The following is a 22,392-nucleotide window of genomic DNA, read 5'->3' as shown; positions in this document are numbered from 1 at the left end:
GCCTCCTAGTGCGCGCCGCCGAACAGCAGCGGCTTGTAGTCGAAGGCCTCGACCCGTTCGGAATTGTGGCAGGCTTCGCAATCGGAAACCTCAAGCTGTCCCTTGATGAGGTAGGGATCGCCGCCGGACTCGACGTGCTCATAGCCCGGCCCGTGACACACCTCACAGCCCGCGTCGCTCAACCCGGGCGTCTCCTCGAAGCTGACAAAGCCCCCCGGCTCGCCATACCCCGTGACATGACAGGAAAAACACTCCTTGAGTTCTTCCTCCGTCAAGTCGCCGGCCATGATCTGGACCGACTCTCCCGAGTGAGCTTTCTTAGCGTATTTTTTGAAATTTTCGTACTCCACCTCATGACAATCGGCACAAGCGTCGCTCCCCACGTATCGACCGGATTCACAGAATCCGGATGCCGCAACAGCACCCACGATGAGGAGCGCCGCCGTACCAACCGTCAGGCAGCGCCGCACCGGCTTGAAGAACCTGGACATTGTACCCCCCTAGGCAACTTACCGACCAGAAAATGGTTCTTGCTATACTCCCCGACAGAACACCTCCGTAAGGCTTCGTACCCCCATATTCTTTTTTCGTTATCGGGTAAACCCCCAACAACGTCCTACTTTATTGCCTTACCAGTCCAAAGTGGCCCGGAAAGCATGGCCGAGGCTCTCCACCCCGGAGGTCAAAACAGTCTTATCGGAAGCTCTGGCGATCAGTTTAGCCTCCTGCTCCACGCGGCCGATGCGGGCGAACTTCGTCCCGGCCATGGCCTGCTCGAATGCAAGGCGGTTCCGCTCCGGAACGCTCACCAGCAGGCGGCTTGCGGTTTCGGAATACAGCAGCGAGGTCAGGTCAACATCACCGCAGGTCGGAACAGCGTCCAGATCCACGTTGGCCCCCAGGCGACCGCCGATGCACATCTCCGCCAGCGCCACAGCGAGGCCGCCGTCGGAAAGATCGTGCGCCCCGTTCACCAGCCCGTCCTGAACCGCGCGGAAGAACTTGCGGTACCGCTCGCGGGCCGCCAGCGCGTCCACCTGCGGCACTTCGCCGCGCACGAACCCGAGTTGATCGGTCAGTTCCGAGCCGCCGAGTTCGGCATGAGTCAGGCCCAGCACGTAGATATCGTCGCCAGGATTCTTGAAATCGGAAGTCAGACACTTGTTCACGTCCGGCAGCACGCCGATGACCGAGAACAGCACGGTCGGCGGGATGGATATTTTCTGCCCGCCGCCCTTGTAGTCGTTCTTCATGGAGTCCTTTCCGGAAACACAGGGAACACCGAAAGACAGGCAGTAGTGGGCAAGCGCCTTGTTGGCGCGCACCAGCTGAGCAAGCTTGTAGCGTCCGTCGGGCGTGGCTTCGGACTGAACCGGGTCACACCAGCAGAAGTTGTCGCAACCGGCCATGAAGTCCGGGTCGGCGCCGACCGCCACGGCGTTTCGTACCGCTTCGTCAACAGCGTTGGCCATCATCCAGTAAGTGTCGATGTCCGAGAACTTGGGACAGATGCCGTGGGAGATGACAAGGCCCTTTTCGCTGTCCAGATCCGGACGCAGCACGCCCGCATCGGAGGGACCATCGTTCTCCTTGCCGACCATGGGCTTGACCGCGCTCTTGCCCTGCACCTCGTGGTCGTACTGGCGAACCACGTACTCCTTGGAGCAGATGTTGAGCCGTCCGAGCATGTCGTGCAGCAGCGCGTCGTGGTCCTGCACCTGCGGCACCGGATCGGACTCGATGCGCGGCGCTTCCCAGCGGGCTTCGAGCTTCATCTGCGGCACGCCGCCGTGCAGGAAGTCCATGTCGAGACAGGCGACCTTGGTGTCGCCGTAGCGGACGAAGTATCGTCCTTCATCGTTGTAGCTGCCGAGCACCGTGGACTCCACATCCATGGCGCGGGACAGTTCCATGAACTCGTCCAGTTTTTCCGGCGGCACGGCAACGGTCATGCGCTCCTGCGCCTCGGAAATGAGGATTTCCCACGGCTTGAGGCCGTCATACTTCAGCGGCGCCTTGGCGAGGTCCATGTCGAAACCGCCGCAATCCTCGGCCATTTCGCCAACAGAAGAAGACAGGCCGCCCGCGCCGTTGTCGGTGATGGCGTTGTACAGTCCCTTGTCGCGGGCGCGCATGAGAAAATCGTACATCTTGCGCTGGGTGATGGGGTCGCCGATCTGCACCGCCGTGGCCGGGGAGCCCTCGTGCAGTTCCTCCGAGGAGAAGGTCGCGCCATGGATGCCGTCCTTGCCGATGCGGCCACCGCACATGACGATGGCGTCGCCGGGCATGGCGCACTTGTCTTCGCTGGGCCGTCCGGCCACGGTGACGGGCATGGTGCCCACGGTGCCGCAGTAGACCAGCGGCTTGCCGAGGTAGCGCTCATCAAAGACGATGGAACCGTTGACCGTGGGAATGCCGGACTTGTTGCCGCCGTGCTCCACACCTTCGCGCACGCCCTCGAAGACGCGGCGCGGATGCAGCAGCCTCGGGGGCAGTTCGCCCTCGTGATACGGCGAGGCGAAGCAGAAAACGTCGGTGTTGCACAGCAGGTTGGCGCCGAGGCCGGTGCCCATGGGGTCGCGGTTCACCCCCACGATGCCGGTGAGTGCTCCGCCATACGGGTCAAGGGCGGACGGGCTGTTGTGGGTCTCCACCTTCACGCACACGTTCAGGTTCTCCGAGAACTTGATGACGCCCGCATTGTCCTTGAAGACGCTGAGGCAGTAATCGCCGTACGGGCCGTTCTCCGCGTTGCGGCGGCGGATGGCCTTGGTGCTGCCCTGAATGAAGGTCTTGTAGAGGCTGTCGTGGGTTTCGACCTTGCCGGTCTCCACGTCCTCATAGGTGATGAAGGAGCTGAAAATCTTGTGCTTGCAGTGCTCGGACCACGTCTGCGCCAGCACTTCGATCTCCGCGTCGGTGGGATCGGCGGGCAGCCCGGCGGCGCGGCGGTCGGCGGCCACGTCCTCGCGCAGATAATAGGCGCGGATGGCGTACATTTCATCCAGCGACAGGGCCAGCGTGTTGGCGCGGGAGAAGGCCATCATTTCGTCATCGGTCATGGAAGACAGCGGGATCACCGCCACTTCGTCGCTGGCCTGTCCAGTGACCCGTGCGGCGCGCGCTTCGAAGCCCGGCTCTGTTTTCCATGCTTCGGCGGATTTGTACTCATAGCGCTGGATGAGCTCGTTGGCGAGCAGGTCGGTGCAGACGTGTTTGACGGTGGCTTCGTCGAGATCGCCGGAAATAAGATACTGGTTGGCCACGTAGACCTTCACGGATTCCATGCGCTGACGGTCGAGCCCGAGGACCACGGCAAGGGTCTCCTGCGCGGTGCGGCCTTCGTTGTCGGTGACGCCGGGACGGAAGCCAACTTCCACGGCCCAGTCGAAGCCTTCGGCAATGGGGGCGAGGGAAACCTCGTGCAGCACGGGATCGTGCAGCGCACCGCGCTCCACGGCCATGTCCACCTCGTCCTGTTCGAGTCCTTCAAGCGTAAAAACCTTGACCACTCGCACGCCTTCGGTGGCGACACCCAGTTCGTTGGCGATCTTGCGGGCGACACGCGCGCCCACCACGTCACGGACATGGGACTTGAGTCCCACCTCGACACGGCACAGCATCCGGATACTCCTTTGACGGTTGTCTCTATGAGAAAAGGCCGGTCGGGCACCCCGAGACCGGCCAGTCAGCTACTTGTTTCTTGTCAGCACGTAGTCGGCGGCTTGGCGCAGGACGGTGAGTTCCGCCGAATCCGCCATTCCCGCCAGCGCGGCCTTGGCCTTTTCCACATACATGGCGGCCTCGTCCCGCGTCTTTTCCGCGTACCCCCCCGCCCGGATGCGTTCCAGCACCGGCGCGGCCTCCTCGTCCGGAATGTCCCCGGCCTTGAGCCTGGCCAGCAGGGTCTTCCGTTCGGCCTCGTCAGAGTCCTCCATGAGCAGGATCAGCGGCAGCGTGACCTTGCCTTCGCGAAGGTCCCCGCCCTCGGGCTTGCCTGTTTCCGACGTGGGGGACACGTAATCCAGCGCATCGTCTACGAGCTGGAAGGCGATGCCGAGATTCAGGCCGTATTCGCCCGCGGCGTCCTCCTGCTCCTGCGTGGCACCTGCCAGCGCCGCGCCGCAGCGGCAGGCGGTCTCGATGAGCCGGGCGGTCTTGCCTATGATGATTTCCATATAGGTATCGCGGTCCAGCGCGGGATCGCGGGAAAATTCGATTTCACGGATTTCGCCCTCGGCGGTCTGCATGATGCCGATGGCCAGCAGGCGACTCAGGCGGGCGTTTCCGTAACGGGAGGCCATCTCGTTGGCCAAGGCCAGCAGTGCGTCGCCGGCGAGCACGGTCTCGGTGGTGCCGAACTGTAGATGCGCGGCGCGGCTGCCCCGGCGGGTGTCGGCCCCGTCGAGATAGTCATCGTGCAGCAGCGTGGCGGAATGCAGCAGCTCCAACGCGCAAGCCATGGGCAGGTGATCGTCCCGGTCATAGCCCAGCGCACGGGCGGTGAGGATGGTCAGCATGGGCCGGATGCGCTTGCCGCCGGATGCCATGATGTGCAGGCAGACGTCCCGCACGATGCCGTTGAGTTCACGCCCTTCCTGCATCAGGAAGTCGTTGACCGCGGGCAGTTCCCTTTTGAAATAATCTTTGAGTTCCAGCATATTCCTCGCCCTATGCCGCAAGAAGCGCACCGCAGGCCACTTTGAGCGCGGTGAACGCTCCGCCGATGTCCCACCCTTCGCGGGAACCGACGCGGTTCGATACGGTGCGGATTTCGAGAAACGGCAGCCCGGCCCGCACGCAGGCCAGCGCCACGGCAAAACCTTCCATATTCTCAAGGTCCGCGTCAAATGTCGTTTTCAGGCCCTGCGCCCCTTCGGGAGTGCCGGTCGCCGCCGAAACCGTCAGGCTCGACGCGGTCTCCAGCCACGGCAGGGAAAGTGCCATGTCTCCTGCGGCCCGCACCGGGTCCATGCAGATGCGATTGCCGACGGCCTGTCCATTCACGGTGGCCAGCGGAAAGCCGATGCCTTCCGGGTCCACGCCATCAGCGGTAGCAAGCCCGTATTCCGGCCACGTTTCGCAGCGTACCGCGCATACGGACTGCGTGGGCAGCCGCCCGGTGTCGAAGCTTCCGGCCAGCCCGGCATTGACCACGCCGCTCACGCCGCGTTCAATCAGCCTGCCCGCCATGATGCCCGCGTTCACGGGGCCCACGCCGCTGACGGCCACGAGCCATTCGCGCCCGTTGCAGGTCCAGCTTTCCATGTCGCCTTCGGCAACGCCCGGGGCGTCGTCGAATTTGCCAAGCGCTGCGCGAAGCTCCTTTTCCGTGGAAACAATGAGGCCGAGCATGAAGTCCTAGAGCCTCCAGAGGTCCACGCCCGCGGCGGCCATGGCCTCGCGGTCGAAAAAGCCCTTCACGTCCGCCACCATGACCTTTTTCGGATCACGGAACATGGCCTTGAGCGCATCGGCGTCCAGCGACCGGTATTCATCGTGCGAGACGGCCAGCACCACGGCATCCAGCTCGGTGAGCGCATCAAGGCCGCACAGCTCCATGCCGTACTCCTCGCGCGCCTCTTCCGGGTCGGCCATGGCATCGGTGACCAGCACTTCGCAGCCATAGTCGCGCAGTTCCTCGACCACGTCCACCACCTTGGTGTTTCGCAGGTCGGGCACGTTTTCCTTGAAGGTGAAGCCGAGCACACCCACTCGCGCCCCGCGGATGACGGCGCCTTCGCGAATCAGCCGCTTGACCACGGACTCCGCAATGAACTTGCCCACGCCGTCGTTGATCTGGCGTCCGGCAAGGATGACCTGCGGATGAAAGCCCATGGCCTCGGCCTTGAAGGTCAGGTAGTAGGGGTCCACGCCGATGCAGTGACCACCTACGAGGCCCGGGCGGAACGGGAGAAAATTCCATTTGGTTCCGGCTGCTTCGAGCACGTCCAGAGTATCGATGCCCATGCGGTCAAAGATCATGGCCAACTCGTTCATGAGGGCGATGTTCAGGTCGCGCTGGGTGTTCTCGATGACCTTGGCCGCTTCGGCGGTGCGGATGTCGGCGGCTCGGTGTGTTCCGGCCTCGACCACGGTTCCGTAGACCTTTTCCAGCAGTTCGGCGCACTCGTCGTCCTGCCCCGCCACCACCTTCACGATGGTCTGAAGTCGGTGGACCTTGTCGCCGGGATTGATGCGCTCGGGAGAATAGCCGACCTTGAAGTCAGCGCCACAGGTCATGCCGGACTCGCGCTCCAGAATGGGCACGCAGATTTCTTCGGTCAGGCCGGGATACACGGTGGACTCGTAGACCACCACGGAGCCTTCGACCATGTTGGCGCCCACGGTTCCGGATGCGCCAACAACGGGACGCAGGTCCGGGCTGCGATACTCATCGATGGGCGTGGGCACGGCCACGAGCACCAGACGGCTCTCTTTCAGCCGGGACACGTCGGCGGTGAATTCCAGATCCACGTCGCCCACTTCGGAAAAATCGACTTCGCCGGTGGAGTCCCTGCCTTCGCGCAGTTCCTGCACCCGCTTTTCGGAAACGTCCACGCCAAGCACTTTGAAGTGTTCGGCAAGGGCCACTGCCAGCGGCAGGCCCACGTATCCGAGGCCGACCACGGCGATGGCATCGCGTTTATCCGCCAAACTTTCGTATGTTACCATTATGTGGCTCTCTCCCTGAATGTTGTTGCGGCACCGCACGGCTGGACACGGCTCTCGGGGGTGGGTAGAAAGACCCCATGAATATCGACTGGTCCACCCTACTCTGTGCGGTCGGCATCGCTTTCGTTCTCGAAGGCATCCCCTACTTCGCCTTTGCGGAAAAGATGCCCAAGGTACTTCTCACCCTGGCCTCCCAGCGGCCGAAAAGCCTTCGCTATCTCGGACTGACGGCCATCATTCTGGGGCTGCTGACCGTTTCGCTGGCCCGCTCCCTCGGCTAGAGGGGTTTTTCCGCCACGTGCAGGAACACGATCCCCGACATCATGGGGACGTGGTACACGCGGTCGAACCCTGCCTCGCGCATTTCCAGCGCAAGGCTGCGCTCGTCCGGGAAGGCACGGATGGTGTCGGCCAGATACCGATACGCACCGGAATCGCCGGAGACCACCTTGCCCACGCCGGGCAGAACGCGATCCAGATAAAAATTGTAGACGCCCTTCCACACGCGCCTGCTGCCCGTGCCGAATTCCAGCACGCACAGGCGTCCGCCGGGCTTGAGCACGCGCAGAAATTCCGCCCACGCCTCCTGCCTCGGCACGATGTTGCGGATGCCGAAGGCGATGGTGGCCGCGTCCATGCATTCGTCGGGAAGCGGCAGGGCGCGCCCGTCCGCCTGCACCGGGAAGATGCTCTCCGCACGCGGACCGGCCAGCTTCTTGCGCTTGCCCTGCTCCAGCATGGGCAGCGAAAAATCCAGCGCGGCCACACTGATGCCGGGATACTGCCGCAGCAGCTCCACCGAAACGTCGAGCGTTCCGGCGGCAAGGTCCAGCACGCGACCGTCCGGAGCCGGACGCGCCGCCCGCGCCAGTCGATAGCGCCAGTAGACGTCCTGCCCCAGACTCAGAAAATGGTTAAGAAAGTCGTACCACCCCGCAATACGCCCGAACATGTCGGACACCTTGCGGCCGTGCTCCACGGGATCAACGGCGGCACCGTTTCGGCTGCTGCTCATCCGCACCCTACTCGTCGCGATCTTCGCGGTTGTTCTCGGCGATGGTGGTAACCACGTCCGAATAGATGGTCTTGAAGTGCTCGCCAAAGTTGGTCGGGGAGATGCGCCCCACCTCGATGAACTTGATGATCACTTCCTTGGCGACCTGAAGAGCCTGCTTGTCTGCTTTATCCATGACTTTACTCCGAGAAGCTAAAACCCGCCCGGTGGGAAACGGCATTGACCCATGTCAAAGTCGGCCGGGCGGGGAAGCGGAAGAAACCTGGCGGCACCTTCCGTTTTTTGGGGGTCTTTAGCACGTGCCGGGCCGACTCGTCGAGTCGGAAGTGGCCCTGCAAACAAAAGCAGGCCCGCCATGGGCGGGCCTGCGGCAAATCTCTCTGTGGACTGAGGCTATTCGCCCATCTCGTCCATGAGCGCGGCGATCTCCTCCCGGATGATTCGCGCCGCCTCTTCCGGAACGGAACGTCCCACTTCCTCGCGCACCGCTCGGCCGACTTCCTCGCGGACCATGTCCACCAGCTCGTCGCCGCCTGCGCCTGAAGATTCCTGCGGCCCGCTCTGCTCCAGCGCTTCGCGCACCGCCTCGGCAGCCACGTTCCGCACATCCTCGCGCACGGCCCGGGCCACTTCCTCGCGCAGGAAGCCCTTGAGCCCCTCCACGCGGTTCTCCAACACATCCACACGCGCAGCCAGCTCCAGCTCGTGGTCGGCACCGGCCTTCATCAGCATGTCTTCCATGCGGCCCATGCGCTTTTCCAGAGAGTCACCGCCAGCCGATTCCATCTCGGCAAGCCGGGCCTCCAGCGCGTCGATGCGCAGCATGAGCGCCTCGCTCACCGCTTCGTCGGTGTCGAGCTCATCTTCGGAAAGACCAAAACCGAGATCGTCCTCGGCATCCGGCACCTCAAGGTCGGACACGTCAACGTTCGCCAGTAGGGAATCGACATCCTCGTCCACCATCGGCTCATCAACGTCTTCCACGTCTTCGGCGTCTTCACCCTCCTCGTCCGTGCGGGAAGATCCTGCAAGCGATGCCAGCTCTTCCTCGGACACGCCCTCGATGGCGGGAGAATCGTCCTCCACCTCGCGGTCGAGGCCAATCTCGCTGCTGGCCTCCAACAGGTCCTCGGCCGGGACGCTTTCATCAGAATCCTCGGTGCCCTCTTCGCTTTCGCGCTCGTCCGAAGCGTCGTCCTCATCGGCCATGGCTGCGGCAAGCAGGTCATCGGCCTCGTCATCCTCGTCATCATCAAGGATGGAAGGATCGATTTCCGCAGGCTCGAACACCGGGGCCTCGGAGGTCTCTGCCTCATCCGACATGGATTCGGACACGTCCTCCACAGCCTCTTCGGTCACCTGATCCATGGCCCTTTGGAGTTCATCCTCCACGTCCGAGTCGGCTTCCTCTTCCTGTGCAACGACATCTTCGGCAGAAGGTTCGACTTCGGCCGCAGGTTCCTGCGTGGGTGCTTCGGGAGCTTCGGGCTCAGGCTCGGGGATGGAAATATCTTCTTCGGACTCACTCGGTTCCGGAGATTCTGCGGCTGCCTCGCCGCCTTCCTCCACCAGATCATCGAGTTCAAGGGCATCCAGCTCGTCACCTTCTCCCTGTTCCTGATCAGATTCGGAAGCAGGTTCGACAAGATCGTCTACCTGTGAAAGCATGGCGTCGAGATCATCATCGGAGTCGTCCCCGGAGCTGTCGCCGAGAATGTCGTCCAAGCCGTCGAGCCCCAGATCATCGGAGTCGGGCGCTTCGGACGCGGCCTCCTCGGCAGGTGCCTCTTCCTCTACAGCCATGCCGGACAGGTCGAGGGGCTCCTCATCATCTTCGGCGACGTCTGCTTCGGCATCCGTTTCAGATTCCGCCAGCAGGTCGGCACCAAGCTCCATGGGCTCTTCATCCTCGGTTGGAGACTCGGATTCATCGTCCACCACGAGATCAGCTCCGAGATCCAAGGGCTCTTCGTCGCCCTCTTCGTCGCCCTCTTTGGGGGCCGCTTCATCAGCCACTTCAAGGTCGGCCCCGAGTTCCATGACGTCTTCATCATCAGCCACATCCTCAAGGACGATAAGGTCGTCATCTTCGGAAGCAGCCTGCTCTGGGGCTGGGGTTTCCTCTTCGGGCCGGGCGGCGGCCTCAGGGGCTTCGGCCCCTTCCTCAACGAGGTCGTCGAGCATGATCGGTTCCGGATCGCCGGTGGGAGGGGTTTCTCCCAGCTCCTCGGCGAACAGGTCTTCCAGCTCCTGCTCGAAATCGGCATCCGTGGAGCCGCTGTCTGCCGAATCGTCAGACTGGCTTCCTTCGCCTTCCACGATATCGGTCAGTTCGAGAATGTCGTCAGAAGGGGGAGCGGGAGTCATGCTCGAAACCTCCGGGCAAAATATGGAAAAAATGGGGGGCCGCCTCAGCGACCCCCCTTGTCAGCCGAGTTGGCCGCTACTTCTTCTCGCGCGGGTGGCAGTCGTTGCAGCCCTTGGGACCCTTGCGCTCCTGGCGATGGCACTTGATGCAGAGATCATGGTATGCCTTCTTGAAGGAGAGGGTTTCGCCGCGCTTGGCGCGCTGCTTGTTGTGGCAGCCCTCAGCGGCGCAGGACATCACTTCGGACTTGCCGTCCCACTCGTGGTGGCAGGTCGTACATTCGGGGACCAGTTTTTCGTGAGCGGCGTGCGGGAACTGCACGGGTGCCTTCCTCATTTTGAAAGGCGCTTTCAGCTCGATGTCAGCGGGAGCCTCGTTAGCGGCGCTCAGGTTGGGCAGTGCGAAAGCACACACCAGAGCGGCTACAACGAGACTGATCATGAAAGTTTTTTTCATTCTCCTCGTTCCTCCTGTTGCGAAAAGGTAATACGTCACACTCTCTACTATTGCGGAATAAATGACCTGTCCCGCAGTGTCAAGCCGACACGGCCTGAATAGAGGCCGCCTTTTTACTAGAAATCGTAGTGTTTCCGCAAGTGGATTGTGATGAAATTCACCATCTCGGCTAGTATTCGTACTTGTCGTGATACCCGCGCGGGGTAAGCATGTACTCCCCGGTGCGACGGGTGGCGCTATTGCCAATGAGTACGACCGTCTGCATGTCCACGGCTTCCGGATCGACAGCCGCGAGTTCGGTCACCGTGACCTTCTCGCCGGGGCGGGCCGCACGGCTCACAATGCCCACCGGCGTGCTCCCCAAGCGGTGTCTGGCGACGATCTCCAGTGCCCGGGGCAGCTGCTCCCGCCGTTTTCTGGAACGAGGATTATAAAGGGCCAAGACAAAGTCGGCGCTCGCGGCGGCCTCGATGCGGCGTTCGATGGCCTCCCACGGGGTCAGCAGATCGGACAGGCTGACCGAAGCGAAGTCGTGCATCAGCGGCGCGCCCAGCAGCGCGGCGGCGGCGTTGAATGCCGCGATCCCCGGGATGACCCGGAACGGAACCGAGGCCAGCAGCCCCCGGCTCTCCAGAATCTCCAGCGCAAGCCCAGCCATGGCGTAGATGCCCGCGTCGCCGGAGCACACCAGCGCCACATTCCTTCCCGATGCCGCCAGCTCCACGGCACTGGTGACTCGCTCCACTTCGCCGCGCATCCCGGTGGCGACCACTTCCTTCCCTTCCAGCAGGTCTCCGGACACCAGTTCGATGTATCCGCGATAGCCGACCACGGCATCCGCGCCCTCCAGCGCCTGCCGGGCCGCAGGGGCCATGAGGGATTCATCCCCCGGCCCGAGGCTGACAACTACAAGCATGTATTGCTCCGCGCCACGGCGAGCGTGGCCTTTTTCGATTTTCTCTTGGGCACCACGATGCTGCCGCCGTTTGCGGCGAGCACCGCCGCAGCTTCGCACACCGAGGGAGTTCCCAGCGTATCCAGAACAAACTCCGACGGCGTGGGCACGTCCACCCGCGCCAACTCCGCCTCGGGATGAAACCGCACCTCCAGCCCGAGTTCACGGGCAGCTTCCAACAGGCCCGCCTCGTGCCGCTTGGCCTCCACCGAGGCCAGTGCGCCCACGCTCTCGGGCCTGATGCGTTCCGCAGTCAGCGTATCGCGCACAAGCCCGAGAATCTCCCCGGCTGTTGCGCCGCGCCGACAGCCTATGCCCAGCGCCAGCACTCTGGGGTGCAGCCTCAGGGCATCCGGGTCGCGGCAATCGTCACGCCACGAAACCCATATGCCGGGGTCGCCGTCGGACCATTGCCCGCGCCGAACCTCTCGCATTCGTGCGCCGTCGATGCCCAGCAGCCGTTCCTCCGGGTCGAATATCTGCACGGTGCGGCCTTCGAGCCATGCGGCGTTGACGTGCCGAACCGCATCCAGATTTCCGATGATCAGCCCGGAGCGCGCAGCCATCATGTCCGCGGAAGGCAGACCCTCCATATCGGTGGCCGTGGTAATGACGGGGTGCCCGTTCACGGCCTCGGCTATGCGCAGGGTCAGGGCGTTGCCGCCCCCGAGGTGTCCCGAAAGCAGGCTGATGACGTGCCGGGCGTGATGGTCGAGACAGATCACCGCCGGATCCGTATCCTTGGCGACGATGTGCTCGGCGATGACCCGCACGGCGATGCCCGTGGCCGCCACGAAGATGTGCCCCTCGTAACGGATGAAGGTCTCGCGGACGCACTCGCGCAACGAATCGAAGGGGATAGTCCTCTGCTCCTCGAACCGCCTCGGTGCGTAGACATCCGCGCCGAGGGCATCGCATATTCTTTGCGCCGGGGCGAGCCCCTGCCGCGTCACTGCGTACACTGCCAGTTTCATGCGCGAGGTATAGCCGATTTGCCAGTGGTTCGCCATGCCCTTCGCGACAGCGGAAAAGGTATCACTTCATATTGATTTACCCGTGCAGGTGATGCATGAAGCGGGACATGGAAGGAATTTTCACATTCGAGGCCATCGTCGCCCTGCTGACCCTGACGGGACTGGAAATCGTCCTCGGCATCGACAACATCGTGTTCGTCACCGTGGTCACCAACAAGCTGCCGGAAGCAAAGCGTGCCGCCGCCCGCAGGCTGGGCATCGGGCTTGCCATGGTCATGCGCATCCTGCTGCTTCTGACCATCAGCGCCATCATGGGACTAACCGCCCCGCTCTTCAAGGTATTCTCGCACGCCGTTTCCGGACGGGACATAGTGCTGTTGCTCGGCGGGCTGTTTCTCATGGCCAAGGCCGTGCACGAAATCCACGACAAGATGGAGGAACCGGGCGCGGCGCACGTTTCCGCCGCCCGTTCCTACGCTTCGGCCATCGCACAGATCGTGATCCTCGATCTGGTGTTTTCGCTGGATTCGGTCATCACGGCAGTGGGTATGGTGGACCAGCTCTGGGTCATGGTCACCGCCATCGTCATCGCGGTGGGCGTGATGTTCATCTTCGCGGAAGCCGTGAGTGCGTTCGTCTCCCGGCATCCCACCATTCAGATGCTGGCCTTCGCCTTCCTCGTGCTCGTGGGCGTTTTTCTCGTGGCCGAGGGGCTCGGCAAGCACATCGACCGGGGTTACATATACTTCGCCATGGCCTTCTCGCTGGGCGTCGAGATGCTCAACCTGCGCATGCATAAGGCACGGCAGGGACGTTCGGATTGATTTCCGCGACAGGCTGAGGCATTCTCCCCTGCCTTCATTCCCGAACCGCAACCCGGAGCCCGCGCATGAACATCGTCTTCGTCAATTCCACCCGCAAATGGGGCGGCGTGAAGTCGTGGTGCATCAACTCCGGCAAGGCGCTGGCCGCCATGGGCGACACGGTCCGCATTTACGGCCGGCCCGGCCCGTTCATCGACAAGGCGCGGGATCAGGGCCTTGATGCGCGCGCGGTGGAGTTCGGGGCAGACTTTCACCCGCAGACCCTCTCCCAGTTCTGGCGCGACTTCCGCCAGGAACGCCCTGACGTGGTTATCTGCAACATTTCCAAGGACCTGCGCTCGGCCGGGGCCGTGGCGAAGCTGCTCGGCGTGCCGGTGGTGCACCGCGTCGGCTCTCCGGCAGACGTGGAGAACACCCGCAAGACGCGCCTGACGCAGCGACTGCTCGCACCGTCCCTGCTGGCGTGCAGCGAGCACGTCAAAACCTGCCTGACGCGCCGGGTGCCCCTGTATGCCAAGCACACTTTCACGGCCATCCACCCCGGCGTGGTCCTGCCCGAGCAAACGGAAGAATTGCACTCCCACGACGTGCCGACCCTGATCACCACCAGCCAGCTCAACCCCGACAAGGGACACCACGATCTGCTTCACGCTCTGGCGGAACTCAAGCGCGAAGGGATAGCCTTCCGGCAGATCATCTGCGGCACCGGCAAGATCGAGAAAAAACTCAAGTCGCTGTGCACGGAGCTAGGGCTGGAAGAACAGGTACAATGGACGGGATTCGTCAAGAACGTTCAGGACTATCTGGACAAGGCGGACATCTACGTGCTGCCCTCCCACGCCGAGCCGTTCGGTCAGGCACTGGCGGAAGGCATGGCGCACGGGCTGGCCCCGGTGGCCCGTCGCACGGGCGGGGTGCACGAATTCTTTCCGCCCGAACTCTCGGACTGCCTCGTGGAAGAGCGCAACGGTCACGAACAGATACTCGACGTGTTGCGCCGGCTGCTCTCCCTTTCACCCGAAGAGCTGCTTGAAAAAAGACGCACTGCCCTCGCGCACGCCAGAGAGCATCTGGACATCCACGCACAGACAGCTTTGTTGCGGCAATGGCTGGAGTCGGTGGTTCGCGGCTAATCCGGCTGGCGCACCCTGTATATCCCCGCCACCCCGGAAAGCCCGTAGGCCAGACGCTCCCAGTTCAGGCCGGAATCATCAAGGAATCCTTCCGCGGCCCCGCGACGCATCCAGTCGGCATAGTTCCGGTGATGCTCGGCTCCGGCCAGACGTTCCACCAGCCCCGCAGCAGCGGCGGCGGGTCGCGACGCGCCGTGTGGATGGCAATAGTCCGCCAGAAGGATCGTCCCGCCGGGCCGCAGCACCCGCAGGATTTCCGCAAGAATAGCCTCCCGCACGAACTGCGGTTTTTCGTGCAGGGCGAAGGTCACGGTTGCTAGGTGGAACTGTTCGCCGCCAAAGGGCATGGCAGAGGCGTCGGCGCGCACCAACGGCAATCCGGGGCGTTTGCGCCGGGCCACCGCCAGCATCGGCGCGGAACGGTCCAGACCGCACACGGAAAACCCCCGCTCCCGCGCCATGGCGGCAAACATGCCGGTGCCGCAGCACACGTCGAGCAGTCCGCCCCCCTGCGGCAAAGTCAGGATGAGTTTTCGGAAGACCGAGCCCAGCGGCCTGCCCACCACCCAGTCATAGATTCCGGCAAAACGCGCGTATTCGTCCATTTCGCACCCTAACGCCACGAGCGGACTCAGGCAAGCGGGCTAGATGGGCTGATCGGTGAGCAACAGGGTTTCGCGTGCGTTGACCATGGCAGCCGGGAAGAGATGCCGGGCCGTATCGGTACCGCGCATCTTGGCGAGCACCTGCGCCTTGTCCGCGCCGGTGGCCAGAAACACTACGCGCGCCGCATTGTTCAAAAGCGGCAGGCAGAAGGTCAGGCGATTCACATCGGGCGTGACGTCGGCGGGCCTCACGGAGGTCACAAGGCAGGATTCGGCCACGGCACGGGTGCCGGGAAAAATGCTGGCCGTATGACCGTCCGCGCCCATGCCCAGCAGTACGAGGTCGAACTCGGGCACGCCGGGGCCGAACACGGAGTGCAGCTCAGCCTCGCAGGCGTTCACGGCGCTTTCGGGCTCCAGCTCGCCGCGCATGCGGTGGATATTGGCTTTGGGAAGGGGGACGTTGTCCAGCAGGACCTCTTTGGCCCTGCGATAGTTGCTCAGCTCGTGGTCCGGCTCCACCATGCGCTCGTCGCCGAAGAAGACGTGGGTCCGGTCCCACGGCACGGCCCGCCAGCGCGGATCGGACGCCAGCAGCTCGTAGGCACGCTTCGGGGTCGAACCGCCTGCCAGCGCGACCGTGAAACGCCCGGAGCGTTCCAGCGCGCGGTGCGAGGTTTCTACGAACAGATCGGCCGCTGCGCGGCTCGCCGCCTCATGATCATCCAGAATACGAATTTCCATGGTTCCTCGCATGGTCGGTGGAGCTAACATTCGGCGGGTTCCGGCCCATCGGATCCAGCCCGATACAGCTTGAGCATGTTTCTGCGCTCGGGACAATTGCACTCCATCAGGACGGGCGTCAAGAATCCCCAGCACAAATCCACGCCATCCTGACGCCAGAACAGCGTCTGGTCGCCCAAAAGCACGTCCAGAAGCACCTTTTCGTACGCGCCGAGGTTGTCCGCGTGCTCATCCTTGTAGTCGAAATGCATGTTCACGTTGCGCAGGCACATGCCAGAGCCGGGCACCTTGGCCTGAAACGCGAGACGCACCTCCTCTTCCGGCTGAATGTTGATGATCAGCCGGTTGGCGGTGATGTGCTCGCCCAGAATATTGCGGAACATGGAGCACGGCACCTCCTTGAAACGAACCTCGATGCGGGTGCGCTTCTCCCGCATCCGCTTGCCGGAGACCAACTCGAACGGCACGCCCTGCCAGCGCCAGTTGTCGATGTAGACGCGCATGGCCGCGTACGTCGGCGTATCGGACTCCGCCGGGACGCCCGGCTCGTCCACATAGGCCGGGACCTTTTCACCGTCCACCACGCCGGAGGCATACTGGCCCAGCGTGAGCAGCGACTCGATGTCCTCGGTGGGAAACGGCTTGAGCGCGCGGTAGAGCTTGGTCTTTTCGTCCCGGATACGTTCTGCCTCGTAGATGGACGGCGGCTCCATGGCCACCAGCGAGAGCAGCTGCATCATGTGGTTCTGAAACATGTCGCGCAGCACGCCCGCGCTGTCGTAGTAGCCCGCGCGGTGCTCCACTCCCACACTCTCGGCGGCGGTGATATGCACGGACTCCACGAACTGGCGGTTCCAGACCGGCTCGAACATGGCGTTGGCAAACCGCAGCATGAGCATGTTCTGCACGGTCTCCTTGGCGAGATAGTGGTCGATGCGAAAGACCTGCGACTCGTCGAAGCTGCCGAGCAATGCGGTGTTCAAGCGCTGTGCCGAGGCCAGATCGTGGCCGAAGGGTTTTTCGATGACGATGCGGGAAAAGCTCGTTTGCTGTTCGGCAAGTCCGGCCTTTCCGGCGTTGATCGCAATCTCTTCATAAGCCGCGGGCGGCACGGCAAGGTAGAACATGCGGTTGCCTGCGGTCTCGAACCGCTCGTCCAACTCGCCCAGAAATTCGGAAAGCGACCGGTAATCCTCCGGACTGTCGAAGCGCAACGGACGGTAGAACAGGCGCGAGGCCAACGCGTCCCAAGCCTGCGGCATGGCGTCCGCCTTTTCCGCCGCCTGTTTCATGCGCTCGCGAAAGGCGTCATGATCCAGCTCGGTACGTGACGCGCCCACCACGGCGAAGTTCTCCGGCAGCGCCTCTGTCTGGAACAGGCGGCACAGGGCCGGGAAAAGCTTGCGTGCAGTCAGGTCACCGGTGGCACCAAAGATGACGATGACACAGGGGTCCTTGGCGGCTGAACGGGAACACGGGTCGTCATGCATCGCCCCCCTCCTTTTTCACGGCGTGACCGCCGAATTCGCGTCGCAGGGCGGCAAGGATGCGGTTGCGAAAGTCGTTCTCGCGCCGGGAGCTGAAGCGTTCCATCAGGGCCAGCGAAAGCACTGGAATCGGCGTGCCGCTCTCCACTGCCTGCTGCACGGTCCAGCGCCCCTCGCCGGAATCCTCGACCCATCCCTTGACATCTTCCAGCCGTCCGGAGTCTGCAAAGGCCTTTTCCGCCAGTTCAAGCAACCACGAACGGATGACGCTGCCGCGATTCCACAGGTGCGACAGGGCCGAATAATCCAGTTCCGGGCCGTAGCGGGAGTCTTCCAGCATGGCGAATCCCTCGGCATAGGCCTGCATCAGGCCGTATTCGATGCCGTTGTGGACCATCTTGACGAAATGCCCGGCTCCGGGGCCGCCGCAGTGCATGTACCCTTCGGGCTGGGCCAGTGACTTGAAGACGGGCTCCACGCGCTCGAACTGTTCGCGATTGCCGCCGATCATGAGACAGTAGCCGTTCTCCAGCCCCCAGACACCGCCGGAAACACCCACGTCGAGGCAATGCAGGCCCTTCTTGGAGCATTCCCACGCTCGGCGCACCGCGTCCTTGTAGAAGGAGTTGCTGCCGTCGATGAGCACGTCACCCGGCTCCAGCAGACTTTCGAAGCGATGCGCGGCCTGAATGGTGGCGGCCCCGGCTGGCAGCATGAGCCAGACGGTGCGCGGCGACTCCAGCTTTTCCACCAGCTCTTCAAGGGAGTAGGCACTTTCGCCGCCCTCATGAACGAGCCGCTCCACCTTGGCCGGGCTGCGGTTGTGGCCGACGACTTCATGGCCGGAAAGCATCAGCCGCCGGGCCATGTTCATGCCCATCTTTCCTAGTCCCACCATTCCAAGACGCATGGCGTTGCTCCTTTTATGCAATCGAGCCGGAGTTCCGCTCCGGCGGCTGGCTACATTGCCAGCGAGTTGTAGCGGCTGTTGCCGAAACCGAGTATGGGCCAGAACACGAAGGGCAGCAGAAACAGCCCCACGCTGAACACGGCGGGCATCCCGAACCGTCGCGAAAGGTCGATGAAGGTCAGCAGCATGAAGACCAGATTCACCAGCGGGATCAGGAACATGATGAACCACCATCCGGGCCTGTCCACGATGCGAAGCAGCACCCAGAGGTTGTAGAACGGAATCAGCACCGCCCAGCCCGGCTCACCGGCTTTCTGGTAGGTCTTCCAACTCCCGGCGATGATCAGGACAAGAACGGCCAGTTGAAACAGCGTCTCCATGGATCGGCTCCTTTTTTTCTTTCCTTCATTAGCACGAAAACGACGAAATGGGTCAACCGTTCCCGAGCTCCTTCAGGCAGTCGGCAAGCGGCATGACGCGCACGGGCTGCTCGGGGGTGATCATGGTCGCCCAGACGTGGTTGTGATGCCTGACGACCGTGGCCGCATCCAGCACGGGCTTGTCGCCGGTGGTGTGACAGTCCGAAGGGACGGTCAGCCGAAAACCGAGGCTCGCCGCAGCCCGAACCGTGGCGTCGATGCAGTAATCGGTACAGCAGCCGACCACATAAAGATGCTCCACGCCGCGCTCGCGCAGCATGGCTTCCAGCGGCGTACGGCAGAACGAGTCGCAGGATATCTTTTCCACCGGCAGGTCCAGCTCGGAAAGCGGCAGCTCCGGCAGAATCTCCCAGCCTTCGGTCCCGGGCTCCAGCCACCCGTCCACACCCGCATGACGCACGAATACAACCGTTGCGCCTGTGGCGCGCATCGCCCTGCACAGCGTTTCGATACGGCTCACCACGCCCTGCGCATCATGCCGAGCATCGGCATCGCGAAACAGGTCCCGTTGCATGTCCACGACGAGGAGTGCGTTCATTGCGTTCTCCAAAAGAAAACCCCTGACGGCCCGGGCGGGCTGACAGGGGTAATATTCGTTTTGTCCGGCACGGACTAGAATCCGTGCTTTCTCAGAAAATCTTCGGTGATGGAAGACTTTGGCGCGTCCTGCGATGCGCCGCCGGTCCATGGGGCCACCATGCGCTCCACGTACTTGCCGATGACATCGGTCTCCATGTTCACTTTGCGGCCCGGGGTCCAGCCCTTGATGGTGGTGGCACCCTGCGTTTCCGGAATGATGTTCACCTCAAGCCAGTCGGGGCCGCACCCGTTGACTGTCAGGCTGATGCCGTCCAGCGCCACCGAGCCCTTGCCGATGACGTACCGGCCGTGCTCCGCGGGAAAGCTCAGGCGATAGATCTTCGATTCACCGGCGGGACGGACCTCGGCCACCTCCGCGATGCAGTCCACGTGCCCGCTGACGATGTGCCCGCCAAGGCGATCGCCCATGGCCAGCGCGCGTTCCAGATTCACGGTGGAGCCGGTGCGCAGCTCGCCGAGGCTCGTGACCGAGATGGTCTCGCGGCTGGCGTAGGCCGTGAACCAGCGTTCGCCAAAGGTCTCCACGGTCAGGCAGACGCCGTTGACCGCAATGGATTCCCCGAGGACGATATCATCAAGGGCGTAGTTGGCCCTGATGCGGAAACGGGTCTCCGCGCCGCGATTTTCGGCGCTCTCGATGGCGCCGGTTCCCTGTACGAGTCCGGTGAACATGGTGCATCCTCCACTTGGTTGCGTGGATGATCAGATAGCAGGAGAGTGCCGGGGTGTAAACGCCGGAGCGGATGCTAGTTGCGGGAGATGTCGTCGAAGGCGCGGCGGAAGCTCTCCACCACCTGATCCGGAACAGCCTTGTTGAAGGCCATGCACATGCTGATTTCTCCAAGCTGACGGATGGTGACAAGCTCATCGGCGGCATGACGGCCTTTCGCGCTCATCAGATAGCGCTCCGTGACCACGATATAGTCCAGCCGCTTTTCAAGGAGTTTTCGCATGTTATGCTCGGCGGAGTTGGCAACCTCGGGAATCAGCTTGTCGCCGCACTGGTTTTTCACGATCTCATAGGCCGCACCGCCTCGCACCACGCCAACGCGCACGGGGTAGCCGTCAAGGCACAGCTCGGATGCCGGGATGGAGTCACGCCGCCCCACCATCACCAGCGGCTCGCTCGGAAACGGGCAGGCCCACTTGAACATATCCTCTCGCGAAGGGAGGCGGGCCGTACTGAAGAGCACGCCGCGCGGATCGGTCATTGCCGAATCCATGGCGCGTGCCCAGGGCAGGATGTTAACCCTCCCTTCAGGCACTCCCAGACGTTTCCACGCCCGCCGCAGCAGGTCCATGGAGCGTCCCTGCACGACACCGGCATCCAAATAATTGTAAGGAGGCAGATTCTCGGAGTAATATTCGAGACCAGCCGGGCCGGACGCCTGAGGCAGTTCCGAAGCCCGCACAGGAGAAATGATTATTGCTATCAAAAGTGCTATACAAGAAAGTCCCTTCTTCATCGGGGCGAAGTAGCACAGCAACCGACGGGCCGCAACAGACAAGTCGATACTTTTGAAAACGAAAACGAATCGCTTTTCCCTTGCGAAACTCGAATGATCAGTCCCGGTCCGGCAGAAGCGTCAGCCGCAGATCGCGTCCAACGTGCCGGATGCGGGCGATGCGGAAATCCACGGCGTCGGCCATGCGCATCCCGATCCTGCCGGAAAAGGCGGACCGCGCAGTCATGTCGCCGAGGACGCGGGGGGCGAGGAAATAGTCCATCTCATCGGCCAGCCCTTGCAGGACCAGCGTCATGGCAAGTCTTCCGCCGCCTTCCACCATGGAATAGTAGCAGCCGCATTCCTTTCTGAGCCAGCGGAAGCCTTCTTCCAGCAGCAGGCCGGTGTCGTCAGCGGGCAGACCGATGACCCGGACGCCCTTTTCCCGGAGCGCAGCGGCCACATCGGAAGCGGCCTGGGCCTGTCCGGTCCAGATGACGGTCTGGTGCGGACGGAAGCGCAGCAGCTTGCGCTCCGCGTCGGGAGCGGGGAGGCTGGAGGTGACGACCACGGCAAGGGGCTGCTCGAATTCCTCCGGCAGACCGGCGCAGCGGCAGGTCAGGGACGGATCATCGTTGCGGAAGGTTTCGCCGCCCACCACCACCGCGCCCACGAAGGAGCGGATGTCCTGAACGCAGTCGAAGGACGCGGGACAGGACACGGCCTCGGGCGTGCCGTCGGCCGCGGCGATGCGGCCGTCGAGCGTGGCCGCGAGCTTGAGGATGTTGTAGGTGCGGTCCGCTTTCTGCCAGAGCAGAAAGTCCGCTACCAAGTCGCGGCACTCATCTTCCAGAACGCCGTGACTCACGGTGATGCCGTTTTCCGCCAGCCGCTCCATGCCCCCTGCGGCGAGAGGGTTGGGATCCCGAAAACCGATAACCACTTCGCCGAGTCCGGCCTCGATGATCGCCTCGGTGCACGGCGGCGTGCGGCCGTGATGATTGCACGGCTCCAGCGTCACGTACATGGTGCACTCGGAAGCGGGATGGCGGTCGAAGACGCCCTTTTCACGGGCATCGGCCAGACATTCGCGCTCCGCGTGCGGCTCGCCGGCGCGGGTGTGCCAGCCTTCGGCCACGATGCGTTCGCCGTGCACGAGCACCGCGCCCACACAGGGATTCGGCGCGGCAGGTCCCCGGCCCTTGCGGGCCAGCTCCACCGCGCGGGCCATGAAGCCTTCCCTAGCAGTATTCGCCGGACAGCAGCTCATGGTTCACTCCCGCTTCGGCCAACATGGCCTCGGCCAGTTCGTCGGGGTAATGTTCCGCATAATAGATGTTATGCGCGCCGCAGTTGATGAGCATTTTGGTGCAGATCAGGCACGGCTGGGTGGTGCAGTAGATGTCGCACCCTTTCAGGGAAAGCCCGTAGGAGGCGGCCTGAATGATGACGTTCTGCTCCGCGTGCAGCCCGCGGCACAGCTCGTGCCGCTGACCGGAGGGGATCTCCATGCGTTCACGGATGCACCCTACCTCGCCGCAGTGCGGCACCTTGGTGGGCACGCCGTTGTAGCCGGTGGCCACCACGCGCTTGTCGATGACCGCCACCGCGCCCACGGCGCGACGGGTGCACGTGGAACGCTGGGCCACCAAATGGGCGATCTTCATGAAATAATCGGGCCATGGCATTCTGCCGGACATGGCTGTTTCTCCTGTCTTTGGGATTCTCCGCCGATGCGGGAAAGGCCTCGATAGCACG

The 22,392-nt window shown here is 63.1% G+C and carries 24 protein-coding genes; 3 read left to right on the top strand and 21 right to left on the bottom strand.

Annotated features, from left to right (window positions below; genetic code table 11):
• Positions 1 to 5: 5 nt before the first annotated feature.
• The 5 genes from B149_RS0107270 to B149_RS0107250 all read right to left on the bottom strand — a co-directional run bounded on the left by B149_RS0107270 (position 6) and on the right by B149_RS0107250 (position 6,678).
• A complete protein-coding gene (locus B149_RS0107270) occupies positions 6 to 491 on the bottom strand; it encodes a cytochrome c family protein (RefSeq protein ID WP_018124525.1) in 486 nt (161 codons plus the stop codon).
• 138 nt (positions 492 to 629) lie between these two features.
• The gene (locus B149_RS0107265; protein WP_018124524.1) at positions 630 to 3,626 is read right to left on the bottom strand and encodes a phosphoribosylformylglycinamidine synthase subunit PurS; all 2,997 of its coding nucleotides are present in this window, start codon (positions 3,624 to 3,626) and stop codon (positions 630 to 632) included.
• Positions 3,627 to 3,695: 69 nt separating this feature from the next.
• On the bottom strand, positions 3,696 to 4,664 hold the full coding sequence (locus B149_RS0107260) for a polyprenyl synthetase family protein (protein ID WP_018124523.1): 969 nt from the start codon (positions 4,662 to 4,664) through the stop codon (positions 3,696 to 3,698).
• Between the two features lie 10 nt (positions 4,665 to 4,674).
• Positions 4,675 to 5,358 (bottom strand): futalosine hydrolase, encoded by a 684-nt coding sequence (gene mqnB, locus B149_RS0107255; RefSeq protein WP_018124522.1) that lies wholly within the window; start codon positions 5,356 to 5,358, stop codon positions 4,675 to 4,677.
• Between the two features lie 6 nt (positions 5,359 to 5,364).
• On the bottom strand, positions 5,365 to 6,678 hold the full coding sequence (locus B149_RS0107250; RefSeq protein WP_018124521.1) for a nucleotide sugar dehydrogenase: 1,314 nt from the start codon (positions 6,676 to 6,678) through the stop codon (positions 5,365 to 5,367).
• Positions 6,679 to 6,755: 77 nt separating this feature from the next.
• On the opposite strand from B149_RS0107250, the gene B149_RS0107245 reads away from it, so the two are divergent.
• Positions 6,756 to 6,959, top strand: coding sequence for a DUF2065 domain-containing protein (locus B149_RS0107245; protein ID WP_018124520.1), 204 nt, complete (start codon positions 6,756 to 6,758; stop codon positions 6,957 to 6,959).
• On the opposite strand, the gene B149_RS0107240 is transcribed toward B149_RS0107245, so the two are convergent.
• From B149_RS0107240 to B149_RS0107215, 6 genes are all read right to left on the bottom strand, one after another.
• A complete protein-coding gene (locus B149_RS0107240) occupies positions 6,956 to 7,693 on the bottom strand; it encodes a ubiquinone/menaquinone biosynthesis methyltransferase (protein WP_018124519.1) in 738 nt (245 codons plus the stop codon). The genes B149_RS0107245 and B149_RS0107240 overlap by 4 nt on opposite strands.
• A 7-nt stretch (positions 7,694 to 7,700) precedes the next feature.
• Positions 7,701 to 7,868, bottom strand: coding sequence for a hypothetical protein (locus B149_RS18690; RefSeq protein ID WP_018124518.1), 168 nt, complete (start codon positions 7,866 to 7,868; stop codon positions 7,701 to 7,703).
• A gap of 218 nt (positions 7,869 to 8,086) precedes the next feature.
• The gene (locus B149_RS0107230) at positions 8,087 to 10,060 is read right to left on the bottom strand and encodes a hypothetical protein (RefSeq protein WP_018124517.1); all 1,974 of its coding nucleotides are present in this window, start codon (positions 10,058 to 10,060) and stop codon (positions 8,087 to 8,089) included.
• A gap of 76 nt (positions 10,061 to 10,136) precedes the next feature.
• On the bottom strand, positions 10,137 to 10,502 hold the full coding sequence (locus tag B149_RS0107225; protein ID WP_245533203.1) for a cytochrome c3 family protein: 366 nt from the start codon (positions 10,500 to 10,502) through the stop codon (positions 10,137 to 10,139).
• A 184-nt stretch (positions 10,503 to 10,686) separates the two neighbouring features.
• Positions 10,687 to 11,433 (bottom strand): precorrin-3B C(17)-methyltransferase, encoded by a 747-nt coding sequence (cobJ, locus tag B149_RS0107220; protein WP_018124515.1) that lies wholly within the window; start codon positions 11,431 to 11,433, stop codon positions 10,687 to 10,689.
• Positions 11,424 to 12,482 carry a cobalt-precorrin 5A hydrolase gene (locus tag B149_RS0107215; RefSeq protein WP_018124514.1) on the bottom strand — a complete coding sequence of 353 codons (1,059 nt, stop codon included), beginning with the start codon at positions 12,480 to 12,482 and terminating at the stop codon, positions 11,424 to 11,426. The genes cobJ and B149_RS0107215 overlap by 10 nt, the downstream gene beginning before the upstream one ends.
• A 71-nt stretch (positions 12,483 to 12,553) precedes the next feature.
• Between B149_RS0107215 and B149_RS0107210 the strand changes: the two genes are divergently transcribed.
• Together B149_RS0107210 and B149_RS16715 are read left to right on the top strand one after the other, a co-directional pair.
• On the top strand, positions 12,554 to 13,270 hold the full coding sequence (locus tag B149_RS0107210; protein WP_040372400.1) for a TerC family protein: 717 nt from the start codon (positions 12,554 to 12,556) through the stop codon (positions 13,268 to 13,270).
• A 65-nt stretch (positions 13,271 to 13,335) separates the two neighbouring features.
• The gene (locus tag B149_RS16715) at positions 13,336 to 14,403 is read left to right on the top strand and encodes a glycosyltransferase (protein ID WP_018124512.1); all 1,068 of its coding nucleotides are present in this window, start codon (positions 13,336 to 13,338) and stop codon (positions 14,401 to 14,403) included.
• On the opposite strand, the gene B149_RS16710 is transcribed toward B149_RS16715, so the two are convergent.
• The 10 genes from B149_RS16710 to B149_RS0107155 all read right to left on the bottom strand — a co-directional run bounded on the left by B149_RS16710 (position 14,400) and on the right by B149_RS0107155 (position 22,334).
• Positions 14,400 to 15,008, bottom strand: coding sequence for a class I SAM-dependent methyltransferase (locus tag B149_RS16710; RefSeq protein WP_018124511.1), 609 nt, complete (start codon positions 15,006 to 15,008; stop codon positions 14,400 to 14,402). The two genes, B149_RS16715 and B149_RS16710, sit on opposite strands and share 4 nt — an antisense overlap.
• A 39-nt stretch (positions 15,009 to 15,047) precedes the next feature.
• Positions 15,048 to 15,752, bottom strand: coding sequence for a 6-phosphogluconolactonase (gene pgl / locus B149_RS0107195; RefSeq protein WP_018124510.1), 705 nt, complete (start codon positions 15,750 to 15,752; stop codon positions 15,048 to 15,050).
• 23 nt (positions 15,753 to 15,775) lie between these two features.
• Positions 15,776 to 17,242 carry a glucose-6-phosphate dehydrogenase gene (gene zwf, locus B149_RS0107190; protein WP_018124509.1) on the bottom strand — a complete coding sequence of 489 codons (1,467 nt, stop codon included), beginning with the start codon at positions 17,240 to 17,242 and terminating at the stop codon, positions 15,776 to 15,778.
• Entirely contained in the window at positions 17,235 to 18,251 is a 1,017-nt protein-coding gene (gene gnd, locus B149_RS0107185) for a phosphogluconate dehydrogenase (NAD(+)-dependent, decarboxylating) (protein WP_281109907.1), read from the bottom strand. Before gnd ends, zwf begins: the two co-directional genes overlap by 8 nt.
• Positions 18,200 to 18,529 carry a DUF5684 domain-containing protein gene (locus tag B149_RS18840; RefSeq protein WP_018124507.1) on the bottom strand — a complete coding sequence of 110 codons (330 nt, stop codon included), beginning with the start codon at positions 18,527 to 18,529 and terminating at the stop codon, positions 18,200 to 18,202. The genes gnd and B149_RS18840 overlap by 52 nt, the downstream gene beginning before the upstream one ends.
• Positions 18,530 to 18,581: 52 nt before the next feature.
• Positions 18,582 to 19,127 carry a cysteine hydrolase family protein gene (locus tag B149_RS0107175; RefSeq protein WP_018124506.1) on the bottom strand — a complete coding sequence of 182 codons (546 nt, stop codon included), beginning with the start codon at positions 19,125 to 19,127 and terminating at the stop codon, positions 18,582 to 18,584.
• Between the two features lie 74 nt (positions 19,128 to 19,201).
• A complete protein-coding gene (locus B149_RS0107170; RefSeq protein WP_018124505.1) occupies positions 19,202 to 19,861 on the bottom strand; it encodes a riboflavin synthase in 660 nt (219 codons plus the stop codon).
• Between the two features lie 74 nt (positions 19,862 to 19,935).
• The gene (locus B149_RS17890; RefSeq protein ID WP_169332908.1) at positions 19,936 to 20,625 is read right to left on the bottom strand and encodes a substrate-binding periplasmic protein; all 690 of its coding nucleotides are present in this window, start codon (positions 20,623 to 20,625) and stop codon (positions 19,936 to 19,938) included.
• A 127-nt stretch (positions 20,626 to 20,752) separates the two neighbouring features.
• A complete protein-coding gene (gene ribD / locus B149_RS0107160; protein WP_245533202.1) occupies positions 20,753 to 21,904 on the bottom strand; it encodes a bifunctional diaminohydroxyphosphoribosylaminopyrimidine deaminase/5-amino-6-(5-phosphoribosylamino)uracil reductase RibD in 1,152 nt (383 codons plus the stop codon).
• A complete protein-coding gene (locus B149_RS0107155) occupies positions 21,876 to 22,334 on the bottom strand; it encodes a deoxycytidylate deaminase (protein ID WP_018124502.1) in 459 nt (152 codons plus the stop codon). The genes ribD and B149_RS0107155 overlap by 29 nt, the downstream gene beginning before the upstream one ends.
• Positions 22,335 to 22,392 lie beyond the last annotated feature (58 nt).

Origin of the sequence: Desulfovibrio oxyclinae DSM 11498, assembly GCF_000375485.1 — a bacterium.
GTDB lineage: Bacteria > Desulfobacterota > Desulfovibrionia > Desulfovibrionales > Desulfovibrionaceae > Pseudodesulfovibrio > Pseudodesulfovibrio oxyclinae.
This window is presented reverse-complemented; position numbering and strand designations above follow the sequence as displayed.